This is a genomic window from Pantoea sp. SGAir0183, from assembly GCF_043545505.1.
Window position 1 is genome coordinate 1,967,234 of record NZ_CP028053.1, and the last position, 14,437, is coordinate 1,981,670.

Annotated in this window: 17 protein-coding genes; 10 read left to right on the plus strand and 7 right to left on the minus strand. The window is 53.6% G+C overall.

The window, feature by feature from the left end:
* Positions 1 to 4: 4 nt before the first annotated feature.
* Complete coding sequence (locus tag C1N59_RS09135) at positions 5 to 349, minus strand: RidA family protein (protein ID WP_006119454.1); 345 nt, start codon at positions 347 to 349, stop codon at positions 5 to 7.
* A 151-nt stretch (positions 350 to 500) separates the two neighbouring features.
* Between C1N59_RS09135 and C1N59_RS09140 the strand changes: the two genes are divergently transcribed.
* The 6 genes from C1N59_RS09140 to rnd all read left to right on the plus strand — a co-directional run bounded on the left by C1N59_RS09140 (position 501) and on the right by rnd (position 7,223).
* A complete protein-coding gene (locus tag C1N59_RS09140) occupies positions 501 to 668 on the plus strand; it encodes a hypothetical protein (RefSeq protein WP_006119453.1) in 168 nt (55 codons plus the stop codon).
* A gap of 143 nt (positions 669 to 811) precedes the next feature.
* Positions 812 to 2,722 (plus strand): ATP-dependent DNA helicase, encoded by a 1,911-nt coding sequence (locus C1N59_RS09145; RefSeq protein WP_394550640.1) that lies wholly within the window; start codon positions 812 to 814, stop codon positions 2,720 to 2,722.
* Positions 2,723 to 2,766: 44 nt separating this feature from the next.
* Positions 2,767 to 3,465, plus strand: a complete 699-nt coding sequence (tsaB, locus tag C1N59_RS09150; RefSeq protein ID WP_006119451.1) for a tRNA (adenosine(37)-N6)-threonylcarbamoyltransferase complex dimerization subunit type 1 TsaB — start codon at positions 2,767 to 2,769, stop codon at positions 3,463 to 3,465.
* 60 nt (positions 3,466 to 3,525) lie between these two features.
* Positions 3,526 to 4,119, plus strand: a complete 594-nt coding sequence (locus tag C1N59_RS09155; RefSeq protein WP_058701809.1) for a Slp family lipoprotein — start codon at positions 3,526 to 3,528, stop codon at positions 4,117 to 4,119.
* A 206-nt stretch (positions 4,120 to 4,325) separates the two neighbouring features.
* Complete coding sequence (gene fadD / locus C1N59_RS09160) at positions 4,326 to 6,002, plus strand: long-chain-fatty-acid--CoA ligase FadD (protein ID WP_394550812.1); 1,677 nt, start codon at positions 4,326 to 4,328, stop codon at positions 6,000 to 6,002.
* Between the two features lie 99 nt (positions 6,003 to 6,101).
* A complete protein-coding gene (rnd, locus tag C1N59_RS09165) occupies positions 6,102 to 7,223 on the plus strand; it encodes a ribonuclease D (RefSeq protein ID WP_033741901.1) in 1,122 nt (373 codons plus the stop codon).
* A gap of 48 nt (positions 7,224 to 7,271) precedes the next feature.
* On the opposite strand, the gene minE is transcribed toward rnd, so the two are convergent.
* The 3 genes from minE to minC are packed head-to-tail and all read right to left on the minus strand — an operon-like array spanning position 7,272 to position 9,089.
* On the minus strand, positions 7,272 to 7,541 hold the full coding sequence (gene minE, locus C1N59_RS09170) for a cell division topological specificity factor MinE (protein ID WP_006119446.1): 270 nt from the start codon (positions 7,539 to 7,541) through the stop codon (positions 7,272 to 7,274).
* A gap of 3 nt (positions 7,542 to 7,544) precedes the next feature.
* The gene (gene minD / locus C1N59_RS09175) at positions 7,545 to 8,357 is read right to left on the minus strand and encodes a septum site-determining protein MinD (protein ID WP_006119445.1); all 813 of its coding nucleotides are present in this window, start codon (positions 8,355 to 8,357) and stop codon (positions 7,545 to 7,547) included.
* Positions 8,358 to 8,390: 33 nt separating this feature from the next.
* The gene (minC, locus tag C1N59_RS09180) at positions 8,391 to 9,089 is read right to left on the minus strand and encodes a septum site-determining protein MinC (RefSeq protein WP_006119444.1); all 699 of its coding nucleotides are present in this window, start codon (positions 9,087 to 9,089) and stop codon (positions 8,391 to 8,393) included.
* A 154-nt stretch (positions 9,090 to 9,243) separates the two neighbouring features.
* Between minC and C1N59_RS09185 the strand changes: the two genes are divergently transcribed.
* The 3 genes from C1N59_RS09185 to C1N59_RS09195 all read left to right on the plus strand — a co-directional run bounded on the left by C1N59_RS09185 (position 9,244) and on the right by C1N59_RS09195 (position 10,984).
* Positions 9,244 to 9,519 (plus strand): YcgL domain-containing protein, encoded by a 276-nt coding sequence (locus C1N59_RS09185; protein ID WP_006119443.1) that lies wholly within the window; start codon positions 9,244 to 9,246, stop codon positions 9,517 to 9,519.
* Positions 9,520 to 9,814: 295 nt separating this feature from the next.
* On the plus strand, positions 9,815 to 10,474 hold the full coding sequence (locus C1N59_RS09190; protein ID WP_058701812.1) for a fumarylacetoacetate hydrolase family protein: 660 nt from the start codon (positions 9,815 to 9,817) through the stop codon (positions 10,472 to 10,474).
* Between the two features lie 63 nt (positions 10,475 to 10,537).
* Positions 10,538 to 10,984 carry a YcgN family cysteine cluster protein gene (locus tag C1N59_RS09195; RefSeq protein ID WP_033741898.1) on the plus strand — a complete coding sequence of 149 codons (447 nt, stop codon included), beginning with the start codon at positions 10,538 to 10,540 and terminating at the stop codon, positions 10,982 to 10,984.
* A gap of 41 nt (positions 10,985 to 11,025) precedes the next feature.
* Here C1N59_RS09195 and dsbB read toward each other — a convergent pair whose 3' ends face one another.
* A complete protein-coding gene (dsbB, locus tag C1N59_RS09200; RefSeq protein ID WP_039343052.1) occupies positions 11,026 to 11,556 on the minus strand; it encodes a disulfide bond formation protein DsbB in 531 nt (176 codons plus the stop codon).
* Between the two features lie 110 nt (positions 11,557 to 11,666).
* On the minus strand, positions 11,667 to 11,831 hold the full coding sequence (locus C1N59_RS09205) for a hypothetical protein (RefSeq protein ID WP_394550644.1): 165 nt from the start codon (positions 11,829 to 11,831) through the stop codon (positions 11,667 to 11,669).
* Between the two features lie 90 nt (positions 11,832 to 11,921).
* Between C1N59_RS09205 and fadR the strand changes: the two genes are divergently transcribed.
* Complete coding sequence (gene fadR, locus C1N59_RS09210; RefSeq protein ID WP_033741897.1) at positions 11,922 to 12,641, plus strand: fatty acid metabolism transcriptional regulator FadR; 720 nt, start codon at positions 11,922 to 11,924, stop codon at positions 12,639 to 12,641.
* A 40-nt stretch (positions 12,642 to 12,681) separates the two neighbouring features.
* On the opposite strand, the gene C1N59_RS09215 is transcribed toward fadR, so the two are convergent.
* Entirely contained in the window at positions 12,682 to 14,217 is a 1,536-nt protein-coding gene (locus tag C1N59_RS09215; protein ID WP_033741895.1) for a SpoVR family protein, read from the minus strand.
* Positions 14,218 to 14,437 lie beyond the last annotated feature (220 nt).

Genomic DNA, 14,437 nt, shown 5'->3' on the forward strand with positions numbered 1-14,437 from the left:
GGGATCAGCGGGCCGCGATAATTTTTATTTCAACTTTATACTTCGGATTCATCAACCCGGCCTGGACCGTACAGCGAACCGGGGCGTTATCGGGGGAAACCCACGCATCCCAGGCGCGATTCATCGCGGCGAAATCCGCCTTGTCGACCAGAAAAATGGTAGCGTCAAGGATTTTGCTTTTGTCGCTGCCTACGCGCGTCAGCAGGGCATCGATCACCGCTAACGCATTAGCCGTTTGCGCCTCGGCATCAGCGTCGAGGTTTTCGGGCACACTGGTGTAATAAATGGTGTCGTTATGAATAACGGCTTCGGACATACGGTGTTCGGGATCAACGCGCGTAATGCTCATTTTCTTCTCCTGATTTTCTGAACGCCTAGCCTGACATATTCCCGGTACGATTGTCATCCCTTGCAGAAGACGGTCGCCGTCAGTCGCGCAACCGTCAGCGAAAAGTGGTATAAAGCGTCGCTTACTTGTTCAGAACAATCAGGATTAACGCATGGCCAATACGCACTATCTCTTTTGGGTAATGTTCGGGGCACTGACGCTGCTGTTTATTGTGATCGCCACGTTTGTCGGTATGTCGCGTACCGCAAAACACGGTTTTTTTACGCTTGTCGTCCTGATGGCGATACTGGTTGCGGGTGCGCTCTACATCAGCCCGTGACGATAACGGGCGGCCTGGCCCGTCAGACTGACTGAACGCATCCGGTCAGCAGACTTCATGCAGAATGCTGCCGTTTGTGATTTCCTTCAGGGCTGCAATGCTGACATAATATACAGTGTTTTCGGCCGTAATTGAGAGGGTACGTGGCAGACGATTTTGCAATTGATGGCGCGCTGGCAAAAGGCATTGCGGGCTTTAAACCGCGTGAGGCCCAGCGTGAAATGGCGCAGGCGGTCACCGAGGCGGTACAGAATCAAGGTGAGCTGGTCGTCGAAGCGGGGACCGGCACCGGTAAAACCTATGCTTATCTTGCCCCGGCGCTGCGGGCGAAGAAAAAGGTGATCGTGTCAACGGGCTCAAAAGCCCTGCAGGATCAGCTCTACGCGCGCGATCTTCCCACCATTGCGAAAGCGCTTACGTTTACCGGTAAAACTGCGCTGCTTAAAGGCCGGTCCAACTATCTGTGCCTGGAGCGTATGGAGCAGCAGTCCGCGACCGGGGGCGATATGAGCGTTCAGGCTCTCACGGATTTTGTCACGCTCCGCAGCTGGGCCTCGCAAACCCCGGATGGCGATATCAGCACCTGTGCCGGCGTCACCGAAGACAGTCCGCTCTGGCCGCTGGTTACCAGCACCAACGACAACTGTCTGGGCAGCGACTGCCCCCTTTATAAAGACTGTTTCGTCGTTAAAGCACGTAAAAAAGCGATGGACGCCGATGTCGTCGTGGTCAACCACCATCTTTTCCTGGCCGATCTGGTGGTAAAAGAGGGCGGATTCGGGGAACTGATCCCTGAAGCGGACGTCATGATTTTTGATGAAGCGCACCAACTGCCGGATATCGCCAGTCAGTATTTTGGTCAGCAGCTGTCGAGTCGTCAGTTAGCCGATCTCGCCAAAGACATCATTATCGCCTACCGCACGGAAGTGCGGGACGTTCATCAGTTGCAAAAATCCGCTGACCGTCTGGCCCAGTGTGCCCAGGACTTTCGCCTGACGCTGGGAGAACCGGGCTACCGCGGCAACCTGCGCGACCTCCTCAGCGATAACAACATCATGCGCATGTTTACGCTGCTGGATGATGCGCTGGAACTCTGTTACGACGTGATCAAACTTTCGCTTGGACGTTCTGCCCTGCTGGATGCGGCCTTTGAGCGCGCGGCGCTCTATCGCACGCGACTGAAACGGATTCGTGCCATCAGCGAACCGGGCTTTAGCTACTGGTATGAATGTACATCGCGTCACTTTGTGCTGGCGCTGACGCCTTTATCGGTTGCCGAACGTTTCCGCGAGGTCATGGATAACCGTAAAGCGGCCTGGATTTTTACCTCTGCCACCCTGGCTGTAGATGAAAAGATGGATCACTTTGCCGAGCGACTGGGCGTCAGTCAGGCAAAAAACCTGATTCTCAACAGCCCGTTTGACTATGCGCGGCAGGCGCTGCTGTGTGTGCCACGCAATCTGCCTGAGCCCAATCGCCCCGGTGGCGCGCGTCAGCTGGCAAAAATGATGAAGCCGCTGATCGAGGCGAACAAAGGCCGCTGCTTCTTTTTATGCACTTCTCATCTGATGATGCGTGAGCTGGCCGCCGAGTTCCGGGCCTCCATGACATTGCCGGTGCTGGTGCAGGGCGAAACCAGCAAAGGACAGTTGCTCAAAGAGTTTATCGATAAAGGGAATGCTTTGCTGGTGGCGACCAGCAGCTTCTGGGAAGGCGTGGATGTGCGGGGAGATGCGCTGTCGCTGGTCATTATCGATAAGCTGCCGTTTACGTCGCCAGAGGACCCGCTGCTTAAGGCCCGGATGGAAGATTGCCGCATCCGCGGCGGCGATCCCTTCAGCGATGTGCAACTGCCGGATGCCGTGATTACGCTAAAACAGGGCGTGGGCCGGTTGATTCGTGATACGGACGACCGCGGCGTTCTGGTCATCTGCGACCAGCGGCTGGTGTCACGGCCCTACGGTGCACTTTTTCTGAGCAGTCTGCCGCCCACACCACGCACGCGTGATCTTGCGCAAGCTATTGCCTTTATTCATCAGCAACCTGGCGCGTAATTGTGTGCTAAGATGCGCGCCGTTTTGAATCTTCAGAGGTTGATATGTCGGTCCGAATTTTAGCGCTGGATACAGCGACAGAAGCCTGTTCTGCGGCATTGCTTAACGGGCAAGAGAGTGACGCACGTTTTGAAATTGCGCCGCGCGATCACACACAGCGCATTTTGCCGCTGGTCGCCGAGCTGCTGCAGGCTCAGCAACTGGAACTCACCGAACTCGATGTGCTGGCCTTTGGTCGCGGGCCCGGCAGTTTTACGGGTGTGCGTATCGGGATTGGTATTGCCCAGGGGCTGGCACTCGGCGCGGCGTTACCGATGGCGGGTATTTCCACCCTGGCCACGCTGGCGCAGGGCGCCTGGCGTCAGCACGGTGCCTGTCGGGTACTCACCGCGATTGATGCGCGCATGGGTGAAGTGTACTGGGCAGAATATCAGCGCGATGAGGACGGTATCTGGCAAGGTGAAGCAACGGAAAGCGTGCTTACGCCCGAGGCCGCGTTGGAGCGCATGCAGGCGCTGAGCGGGGAGTGGTATACCGCCGGTACCGGATGGCAGGCCTGGCCGGTACTGCAGCAGGGCCATGCACTCCAGCTCAAAGACAGCGGCGTTTTGCTGCCAGCGGCTGAGGACATGTTGCCCCTGGCGGCGCGCGCCTTAGCACAGGGGCAAACCGTGTTGCCCGAACAGGCTGAGCCAACCTATCTGCGTAATGAAGTGGCATGGAAAAAACTGCCGGGCCGCTGACAGGCAACGCAACTTATTGTTATCGGGGCACTCTAAACATCAACCTTCAGGAGAATGTCTATGTCAATGTGTCGTAGAGGCGTTGCCGGTGTGATGTTGGTCTGCGCCCTGGTGTTAAGTGGTTGTGTTTCCGTACCGGATACGATTAAAGGTCACTCAGCGTTGCCCCAGCAGGATTTACTGCGGGTGATGAGCAATCCGGCCCTCTATGTCGGCCAGGAGTCGCGTTTTGGCGGTAAAGTGGTCAACGTAATTAACCGCAATGGCAAAACCCGGCTGGAAATTGCGACCCAGCCGCTGGATGACGGCGCGCGCCCGGTGCTGGGGGCCAGCTCGGTAGGGCGTATCTATGCCGACATTCCCGGTTTTGTTGACCCGACGGATGTCAAAGACCAGTACGTCACCGTTCTCGGCACGATTAAGGGAACGGAGCCCGGTAAAATCGGCGAAGCAAACTACTCGTTTGTGGTCGTTGACGTTCGGGGTTACCAGCGCTGGCATTTGACCCGTCAGATCGTGTCACCGCCAGAGCCTCTCGATCCCTGGATTTGGTATGGCCCCACGCGCCATCGTGGTGGTTACTGGGGGCCGAATCCTTACTGGGGCATGTACAACCCCGGTCCGGCTCAGGTCGAGACCATCCTCACGCAATAGTGTGACATCCGTTTTGAACAGGCCCGGTCGCGGTGCTCGCAACCGGGCTTTTTATTTGCATCATTAACCAACACGAAATTTAGTGATGGGCTTCGCAACCTCAACATGCCAATAAGAGCAAACTGGTACAATCAGTTAAAATATTGTTAACAAATACGATTGTTGAGGCGGCGATGAGTACACAACAAGATTATCGGGGTGAATCCTTGAATAAGGTTTGGCTGAAACGCTACCCGGCAGACGTCCCTGCCGAAATTAATGCTGATCGTTATACGTCTCTGGTCGATTTATTTGAGCAGGCTGTCGTGCGTTACGCCGGACAGCCCGCATTTTACAACATGGGTCAAAAAATGACCTACCGCCAGCTGGACGAGAAAAGCCGGGCGTTTGCGGCATATTTGCAACACGAACTCAGGTTACAACCGGGCGCGCGCGTCGCACTCATGATGCCGAACCTGCTGCAATATCCGGTCGCGCTGTTTGGTGTGCTCCGGGCCGGCATGGTCGTGGTTAACGTCAATCCGCTTTATACCCCGCGTGAACTGAAGCATCAGCTAAATGATAGCGGTGCCAGTGCGATCGTCATCGTGTCGAACTTTGCACATACGCTGGAAAAAGTCGTCGCTGAGACGGCGGTCAAACATGTGGTGCTGACCCGGATGGGGGATCAACTGGCACCGGTAAAAGCCACGCTGGTGAATTTTGTGGTGAAGTATGTGAAGCGGCTGGTGCCCAAGTATCATTTGCCGGGGGCGATATCGTTTCGCCATGTGCTGGAAATGGGCGCGTCAATGCCGTATCGACGTCCACAGGTCAGTAATGATGATTTGGCGTTCCTGCAATACACGGGGGGGACGACCGGCGTCGCGAAAGGTGCGATGCTGACGCACCGAAACATGCAGGCAAACCTTGAGCAGACCAAGGCGACGTATGGCAAGTTACTCCGCGACGGCAAAGAGTGCGTCGTGACGGCCTTGCCGCTCTACCATATCTTTGCGCTGACCGTGAACGGCTTGCTGTTCGTGGAACTGGGTGGGCAAAACGTATTGATCACCAATCCGCGCGACATTCCCGCTTTTGTGAAAGAAATGGCGAAGTATCCTTTCACGGCGATAACCGGCGTGAACACGCTGTTCAATGCCTTACTCAACGACGATAATTTTAACAAACTTGACTTCTCGACGTTACGTCTGTCCGCGGGCGGGGGGATGGCGGTGCAAAAAGCAGTGGCGGAACGTTGGGAAAAACTGACCGGGCACTATCTGCTGGAAGGCTATGGGCTGACGGAATGTTCCCCACTGGTGTCGGTTAATCCCTACGACATTAACTGCCACACCGGCAGTATTGGTTTGCCGGTTCCCTCAACGGATGTCATTATTCTGGATGAAAACGGTAATGAAGTCCCCACTGGTGAGCCCGGCGAATTATGCATTCGTGGGCCGCAGGTAATGCTGGGTTACTGGCAGCATCCGGAGGCCACGGCAGAGGTCCTGAAAAATGGCTGGCTCCACAGCGGCGATATTGTTACCGTTGATCACGAAGGATTTATCCGCATCGTTGACCGCAAAAAGGATATGATTCTGGTTTCGGGCTTCAACGTCTATCCTAATGAGATAGAAGATGTCCTGATGCAGCATCCGAAAGTGCGTGAAGCGGCAGCCATTGGTGTGCCGAGTGAGTTGTCCGGTGAAGCGGTGAAGGTTTGTGTGGTCAAGAAAGATCAGTCGCTGACCAAAGAAGAGCTGCTGGACCATTGTCGCCGTCAACTGACAGGCTACAAAGTGCCCAGGATTGTTGAGTTTCGTGATGAACTGCCTAAAACGAATGTAGGAAAAATTCTGCGTCGTGAACTGCGCGACGAGGTGAAAACCAGCGCAAGCTGATTCGCCGTCAGGATTCAGGTTGAACGCCGGCACTGTCCGGCGTTTTTATTGCTTTTAACATGGAGCACCGCACGTTGTCAGCTGCGGTGGAAACTGAACGTGAACTATTCTCTGATCGATAACGATGATCACCTGGCCGAGGTGTGTCAAAAAGCACGCCAGCATACGGCTGTCGCCCTGGATACCGAATTTGTCCGTACCCGGACCTACTATCCTCAGCTGGGGTTAATCCAGCTGTTTGATGGCGAGCAGTTAGTCCTGATCGATCCGTTACCTGTCCGTGACTGGTCACCGTTTATTGCGCTCTTAACGGATACCCGCGTGACCAAATTTTTGCACGCCGGGGGGGAAGATCTGGAAGTGTTCCTGCACCGCTTTGGGGTACTGCCACAGCCCATGATCGATACACAGATTCTGGCGGCGTTCAGCGGTCAGCCACTTTCCTGGGGTTTTGCCTCAATGGTGGCGCATTTCACTCAGGTGGAATTAGACAAAAGTGAAGCCCGGACCGACTGGCTGGCCCGTCCGCTGACTGAGCGGCAGTGTCAGTACGCCGCAGCGGATGTGCATTACCTGCTGCCCATTGCGCATCAGCTGATGGCGCAGGTGGAGCAGGTGGGGAACGTGACGGCGGCACTGAGCGAATGTGAAAACCTGTGTCAGCGCCGTTTAGATGTGCTTGATCCCGAGGACGCATGGCGGGACATCACCAACGCCTGGCAACTGCGTCCGCGTCAACTGGCCGCGCTGCAGCGCCTGGCGGCATGGCGGCTTAACGTTGCCCGCGAAAAAGACATGGCGGTCAATTTTGTGGTGCGTGAAGAAAACCTGTGGAAAGTGGCGCGCTTTATGCCGGGCTCGCAAGGGGAGTTAGACCATCTGGGCCTGTCCGGTCACGAGATCCGTTTCCACGGCAGGGCAATGCTGGCGCGGGTTGCTGAAGCCGCCGCGCTGGAGGACAGTGCGTTACCACCGCCGTTAGCGAATCTGGTGGATCACGTGCATTACAAACGGGCTTTTAAAGCGATTAAAGCACTGGTACAGCAGGTCAGTGAACAGAGCGGATTAAGCCAGGAACTGCTGGCATCACGTCGACAGATTAATCAGGTGTTGAGTCAGCACTGGGGATTAAAGCCACAGAACCGTGAGCCCGAACTGCTGGCAGGCTGGCGCGGTGCGCTTCTGAAACCCGGCATTAGCGAGATACTTGCCGAGATATAAAAAAATTCCCCTGCTACTGCGCAGGGGAATCTCAGGAAACCAGACGCGTCATTTCGTTACGTCTTCCGTTTCAGGTAAGGTGACGTTCAGTTCCAGAATCGAGATATCATCTCCTTTCTGATCAAGCTGAACTGTCACCATGTCCGGATCAATCTTCACGTACTTGCAAATCACGTCCAGAATGTCGCGCTTGAGTTGCGGAAGATAGTGGGGCTCACTGTCGCCCCTTCTCCGTTCTGCCACAATAATCTGCAGCCGTTCCTTGGCTATGTTGGCAGTGTTCTTCTTCCGGGATAAAAAGAAATCGAGTAATGCCATGGTTTATCCCCCGAACAGGCGTTTCAGGAAACCCTTCTTCTCTTCTTCAATAAAGCGGAAGGGGCGAACTTCACCGAGCAACCGTTCAACGGTATCGGCATAGGCTTTACCCGCATCGGACTCCGCGTCCAGAATCACGGGTTCACCCTGGTTTGAGGCACGCAGCACAGACTGGTCTTCCGGGATGACGCCGACCAGCGGTATGCGCAGAATTTCCAGCACATCTTCCATGCTCAGCATATCGCCACGGTTAACACGACCCGGGTTATAGCGGGTCAGCAGCAGATGCTCTTTAACCGGCTCCTGGCTGGTTTCCGCACGGCGTGATTTGGACGAAATGATACCGAGAATACGGTCAGAGTCGCGAACCGAAGAGACTTCCGGGTTGGTGGTGATGATGGCTTCATCGGCAAAATAGAGCGCCATTAACGCACCGGTTTCAATGCCCGCAGGGGAGTCACAAACAATAAAATCGAACTCCATCTCCGCAAGATCATTCAGGACTTTCTCGACGCCTTCGCGAGTCAGCGCGTCTTTGTCACGGGTTTGTGAGGCAGGCAAAATATACAGCTGCTCAGTGCGCTTGTCGCGGATCAGGGCCTGATTCAGCGTGGCATCACCCTGAATAACATTCACGAAATCATAAACAACCCGGCGCTCGCAGCCCATGATCAAATCAAGGTTACGCAGGCCGATATCAAAGTCGATGACAACCGTTTTCTTGCCTTTCTGCGCTAAACCGGTGGCGATGGCCGCGCTTGACGTGGTCTTACCAACGCCCCCTTTACCGGATGTAACTACAATAATGCGTGCCATAAATATTGATTTCCTTAACGAAAGAAAAGGGGCCTAATTAAGTGTCTGGATAGTCAGCGCGCCATCCTGAAGGCAAAGCCGCGCTGCTTTAGCAAAATATTCTTCGGGGATCTGATCCATAATCCAGTACTCCCCGGCGATAGAAACCAACTCTGCGGACAGGTTGGTACAAAAAATCTGGCATTCTCTGTCGCCGCTGGCGCCTGCCAGCGCCCGACCACGCATCATGCCGTAAATATGGATATTGCCGTCAGCGACCAGTTCTGCACCGGCACTGACGCTACTGGTCACAATCAAATCCGCATTACGGGCATAGATTTGCTGGCCTGAACGGACCGGTGTATTGACGATGCGTGTCTTCGCGGCCAGAGGTTCCGCAGCAACCAGTTTGAGTTCAGGTTTTGGCTCCTCACGTTTCTGGCTCTCTTTCCCCTCTGCCAGCACCGGCAGACCGGCGCGGGCGATCAGCTTTTTCAACGCCTCGTCTTTGCAGCCACTGACACCGACAATACGCAGTCCCGTAGCGCTTACCGCCTGCAGCATCTGTTTCCAGTTTACGGCGGCATTGAGTGCCGCAACATTCAGCACCACTGGTGCGTTTTTCAGGAAATCGGGTGCCTGGTCAATTTTGTCCTGAAGCGCTTTGCGGATCACCTCTGGCTCATGGTGATGCAAATGAACAACAGACAAGGTAAAACTGCTTCCCTTAAATTCGATTGGCGATTGCGGCATCTGTCCCGACTCAGTCCTGTTTTACTACCCTGTGCTAAGCGATGATAAAAGCATCGTTAAAGCGCGATCGGCGAATATTCGAAGTACTGCAAGCATGTTATAGTTAGCGCTATATTCAAACAAGCCTCAGCGCGGGTTAATTCGAGTAAAAAATATGTTTTGTGTGATCTACAGAAGTCCCGTCCGTGACCAGACTTATCTTTATGTTGAAAAAAAAGACGATTTTTCGCGCGTGCCTGACGCGCTGTTGAAAGGCTTTGGTAAACCGCAATTGGCCATGGTGATTAACCTTGCCCAACGCGACAAGCTGGCCAACGCCGACATCAATAAAGTTAAGCAGGGTTTAAGCGAGCAGGGATATTATTTGCAAATTCCTCCGCCGATTGAAAGTTTGTTAAAAACCCATCTTGAGGCGGACAAAAAAGATTAACTCGGATTGTTCCGTTAATATTATTGATGTGCGGCAGTGAACGGCAAATTTATATTTTGCACCCGCGCTGAATATTAATTGTGCAGCGCCGCTGTTTTCCCCTTCCTGGTAACCTGCCGCACCGCGTTTTCCTGTACTGACGCACAAATAGCCTGGCGGGCAGGTTGACAATTCCTGCGCATCTGTCAGGTTAAATCATCGCAATGGCTACGCAGGGGAGCGCTGTGCGGTGCTGCCCTGTATGCTTTTAACCGTCGAAGACTGACCGTCCGGCATCATGAAACAGGGGATTAGCATGTATCAGCATCGTAACTGGCAAGGCGCTTTGTTAGATTATCCCGTCAGCAAAGTGGTTTGCGTGGGCAGCAACTATGCGAAACACATTAAAGAAATGGGCAGTGCGACGCCGACCGAACCGGTTATCTTTATTAAACCGGCTTCGGCCTTGTGCGATCTGCGGCAGCCTTTATCCATTCCTGATGCCTTTGGTGAAGTGCATCATGAAGTCGAGCTGGCGGTGTTGATCGGCACCACGCTAAAACAGGCCAGCGAAGCGCACGTGGCGAAAGCCATTGCCGGTTATGGTGTGGCGCTGGATTTGACGCTGCGCGATCTGCAGGCGGGCTTAAAAAAAGCCGGACAACCCTGGGAAAAAGCAAAAGCGTTTGATAACGCCTGTCCGCTGTCAGGTTTCATACCGGTCGCGGAGTTTGCGGGCGATCCCCAGAATACCGATCTGAAGCTGGTGGTAAACGGGGAAGTCCGTCAGGATGGCAATACGTCAGATATGATTCACAAAATCCTGCCGCTGATTGCCCATATGAGTCAGTATTTTACGCTACATGCTGGCGACGTCATTTTGACCGGTACGCCAGAAGGGGTGGGCCCAATGCGGTCAGGCGACACGCTGGAAGTCTCCTTTGCCGGTCACGGAATCAGTACGCGCGTGCTGTAAAACTTGCATCAGCGTGCTGATCGCTTTATAAGGTGCGGTTTACGCTAAATCTGGACAATCATCATGACTGAAACCCCTTTCTGGCAACACAAACGCCTGGCACAAATGAGCGATGAGGAATGGGAATCCTTGTGTGATGGTTGTGGTCAGTGTTGTCTGAACAAACTTCAGGACGCGGACACGGATGAAATTTATTTCACCAATGTCGCCTGTAATCAGCTCAACATCAAAACCTGCCAGTGCCGTAACTATGCGCGTCGCTTTGAATATGAAGAAGACTGTATCAAGCTGACGCGCGAAAATCTGACCACCTTTGACTGGTTACCGCGCACCTGTGCCTACCGTTTACTGGGCGAGGGGAAGCCGCTGCCTGCCTGGCATCCGCTGCTGACGGGCTCAAAAAATGCGATGCATGCGCAGCGAATTTCTGTACGTTACATTGCAGTGCGGGAAAGTGAAGTGCGCGACTGGGAAGATCATATTATCGATCGCCCTGACCGGAATGGCTAAGTCCTGATGATAAAGGCTGCCCCTGGCAGCCTTTTAACGGATTAACGACCGAATAAGTCGCGGCGTTTAGGTTTAAACGGCTGAGCAAGCAATACCAGCACACCCACCAGCAGATAAGCCGCGAAGATGCCGATCATCCACTGTGGCATGGCGAGTGATAAGAAGCGCCAGGCCTGTTCCGAACAATCGCCGCTGGCGACAAATACCGATGGCAACCATTTATCCAGCGGCAACCAGGCGGGGAAGCGGGCGGCAAAGTCACAGGTTACAAAGGGATTCGGATGCAGCAGGATCATGGTGTGTTCGTAAGAAAGGCGCAGGCCTTCCCATGCGCTGTATATCCATAACACAATCGCCACTAGTCGAACCGGCGAACGTGGCATCAGGAAGCCAAGGATGCCTGCGCCCATCACGCCAAAAAGCGCGCAACGCACGTAAATACACATGACGCAGGGTTTATAGCCCAGACCATGCTGAAACCATAATGCTGTCAGTTCCAACGCCAGAGCGGAAAGGGCCAATAATAACCAGGCACCGCGACCCCGCGAACATTGGTTTAAATATCGCAACATAGTGCATTCCCTGTAAACGTTAATGCCCCGCAGTGTAAACCAAAAGACGCGGCGCGCCATCCTGTGGTAAGAAAAAATCGTGTGCAAACCTAACCTGGCCCTGATCCAGATTAATTCTTTGTCTGTTCGCGAATGCGGCTGGCACCTTCTGCCTCATTCGGCGGATTATTCATCAACGCGCTGCTGCCCGAGGCGGTTTTCAGGGCGTAACCTAAGGCATCCTCGCACGTATGGCGCAGCATGGTAATCTGTCTTATTTTTGTGCTGAACCGCATTTTTAATCGTTGACAAGGCTATATCCGCTATAGGCGCTCTGGTATGATGAGTGCCCATTACGATCCAGAAAGCAATGAGAACACACAGTTATGGTTATTAAGGCGCAGAGTCCAGCCGGATTTGCTGAAGAGTATATTATTGAAAGCATCTGGAACAGCCGTTTTCCACCCGGATCGATCCTTCCTGCCGAACGTGAGCTTTCTGAACTGATTGGCGTAACGCGTACAACGTTACGTGAAGTGTTACAACGCCTGGCGCGAGACGGCTGGTTAACCATTCAGCATGGAAAGCCCACGCGCGTTAACGATTTCTGGGAAACGTCGGGTCTGAACATTCTGGAAACCCTGGCGCGCCTGGACCACGATAGTGTACCGGCTTTGATCGATAACCTGTTGTCGGTGCGCACCAATATTTCTTCTATCTTTATCAGCCGCGCGCTGCGCCACTATCCTGAGAAGGCGCGTGAGGTGCTGCAGGCCGTCGCGCAAACCGACGATCAGGTGGACAGCTATACGGAACTCGATTATCGGGTGTTTCGCGGCCTGGCGTTCGCCTCGGGCAATCCGATTTATGGCCTGATCCTGAATGGGTTGAAAGGGCTGTATACGCGCGTTGGGCGGCACTATTTCTCCAATCCGGAAGCCCGTAAAGTCGCCCGCGAGTTTTATCTGACACTGCTCGACCTGTGTGACAAACAGCCCACTCAGGATGAAATCGTGGAGTGTGTCCGGCATTACGGACGCCAGAGTGGAGATATCTGGCATTCGATGCAAAAGAGTATGCCGAACGACTTAGGCGCTAAGCGCTAAAAAAAACCGGACTGCGCGTCCGGTTTTTTTTATGCCTGTTTTAGAGGGGAACATTGCGCGGCGGATTGCGATCCAACAGTTCGACGCTGCCATCTTCATTCTGCTGTTCCAGAATCACATCAAAGCCCCACAGGCGGTGCACGTGCTTAAGCACCTCCCGACGGCTCTTATCGAGTGGTGCACGGCTTTGTGGCACGTAGCGCAGCGTCAGGGAACGATCACCCCGTAAGTCCACATTGTAAACCTGAATATTGGGCTCCAGATTACTCAGGTTGTACTGTGCCGAAAGCTGCTGCCGAATGGCCCGATAGCCGGACTCGTCGTGGATCGCGGCGATTTCCAGATAATTGTTGCGGTCGTCGTCCAGCACAGTGAACAGCCGGAAGTCACGCATGACCTTAGGCGACAGGAACTGACTGATAAAGCTTTCATCTTTAAATTCACGCATCGCGAAATGCAGGGTTTTCAGCCAGTCAGAACCGGCAATATCAGGGAACCAGTAGCGATCCTCTTCCGTCGGCGACTGACAAATACGTTTAATATCCTGGAACATGGCAAAGCCCAGTGCATACGGATTGATACCGCTGTACCACTGGCTGTTGTAGGGCGGTTGATAGATTACGTTGGTATGGCTGTGCAGGAACTCCATCATAAAGCGTTCTGACACTTTGCCTTCATCATAGAGGTGATTCAGGATGGTGTAATGCCAGAAGGTCGCCCAGCCTTCATTCATCACCTGAGTTTGTTTCTGCGGATAAAAATACTGACTCACCTTACGCACAATGCGCAGAATTTCACGCTGCCACGGCTCCAGCAGCGGCGCGTTCTTTTCCATAAAGTAGAGCAGGTTTTCCTGCGGTTCAGAAGGGTAGCGCGCCGCTTCAAAATGCGCGGCTTCTTTTTCACGCCGCGGTAAGGTGCGCCATAAGGTATTGACCTGGCTTTGCAGATACTCTTCGCGGCTTTTTTGCCTGGCCTTCTCTTCCTGCAGGGAAATTTTTTGCGGGCGCTTATAGCGGTCCACACCGTAATTCATCAGGGCGTGACATGAATCGAGCAGGCGCTCCACTTCTTCAACGCCATAGCGCTCTTCGCAGTCAGCAATGTAATTTCTGGCAAATAACAGGTAATCCACAATGGAGCTGGCATCGGTCCAGCTGCGGAAGAGGTAGTTATTTTTAAAAAAGGAATTATGCCCATAGCAGGCGTGCGCCATAACCAGCGCCTGCATGGTCATGGTGTTCTCTTCCATCAGATAGGCGATGCAGGGGTTAGAGTTAATCACGATCTCATAAGCCAGACCCTGCTGCCCATGCTTGTAACGTTGCTCAGTCTCAATAAATTTTTTGCCAAACGACCAGTGCGAATAGTTGATGGGCATACCGACGCTGGAGTAGGCGTCCATCATCTGCTCGGAGGTAATCACTTCAATTTGGTGCGGGTAGGTATCCAGACCGTAGTGTTTCGCTACGCGGTCGATTTCAGCGAGATAGACATCCAGTAACTCGAATGTCCAGTCGGGCCCGTCGCTGAGTCGTTTGCTGTCCATGATGGAATCGTCAAAGATTGTTGTCATAGCGCACCTCTGTTTTGGCGAACGGACTCACCCTGACGCGTTGTCCGTTACGATTTATTTAAGGCTCTTCCTGAGAAAGGAACCCAAAAAAACTGAGTGAACAGATCAATGATAGTTCACTGTCGCTTATCCGATCCGGGAACTCAAACGAATTCTTTGGCAGAAAAATCATTTCAGGTTTACCGCGCTGGGATTAAATAGCTCCACACACTGAATAGCT

Coding starts and splice junctions, on each gene's coding strand:
- C1N59_RS09185 (WP_006119443.1), top strand. CDS start 9,244: ATGTTTTGTGTGATCTACAGAAGTCCCGTCCGTGACCAGACTTATCTT.
- minD (WP_006119445.1), bottom strand. CDS start 8,357: ATGGCACGCATTATTGTAGTTACATCCGGTAAAGGGGGCGTTGGTAAG.
- C1N59_RS09215 (WP_033741895.1), bottom strand. CDS start 14,217: ATGACAACAATCTTTGACGATTCCATCATGGACAGCAAACGACTCAGC.
- minE (WP_006119446.1), bottom strand. CDS start 7,541: ATGGCATTACTCGATTTCTTTTTATCCCGGAAGAAGAACACTGCCAAC.
- fadR (WP_033741897.1), top strand. CDS start 11,922: ATGGTTATTAAGGCGCAGAGTCCAGCCGGATTTGCTGAAGAGTATATT.
- minC (WP_006119444.1), bottom strand. CDS start 9,089: ATGCCGCAATCGCCAATCGAATTTAAGGGAAGCAGTTTTACCTTGTCT.
- tsaB (WP_006119451.1), top strand. CDS start 2,767: ATGTCGGTCCGAATTTTAGCGCTGGATACAGCGACAGAAGCCTGTTCT.
- C1N59_RS09195 (WP_033741898.1), top strand. CDS start 10,538: ATGACTGAAACCCCTTTCTGGCAACACAAACGCCTGGCACAAATGAGC.
- dsbB (WP_039343052.1), bottom strand. CDS start 11,556: ATGTTGCGATATTTAAACCAATGTTCGCGGGGTCGCGGTGCCTGGTTA.
- C1N59_RS09190 (WP_058701812.1), top strand. CDS start 9,815: ATGTATCAGCATCGTAACTGGCAAGGCGCTTTGTTAGATTATCCCGTC.
- C1N59_RS09205 (WP_394550644.1), bottom strand. CDS start 11,831: ATGCGGTTCAGCACAAAAATAAGACAGATTACCATGCTGCGCCATACG.
- C1N59_RS09155 (WP_058701809.1), top strand. CDS start 3,526: ATGTCAATGTGTCGTAGAGGCGTTGCCGGTGTGATGTTGGTCTGCGCC.
- C1N59_RS09140 (WP_006119453.1), top strand. CDS start 501: ATGGCCAATACGCACTATCTCTTTTGGGTAATGTTCGGGGCACTGACG.
- C1N59_RS09135 (WP_006119454.1), bottom strand. CDS start 349: ATGAGCATTACGCGCGTTGATCCCGAACACCGTATGTCCGAAGCCGTT.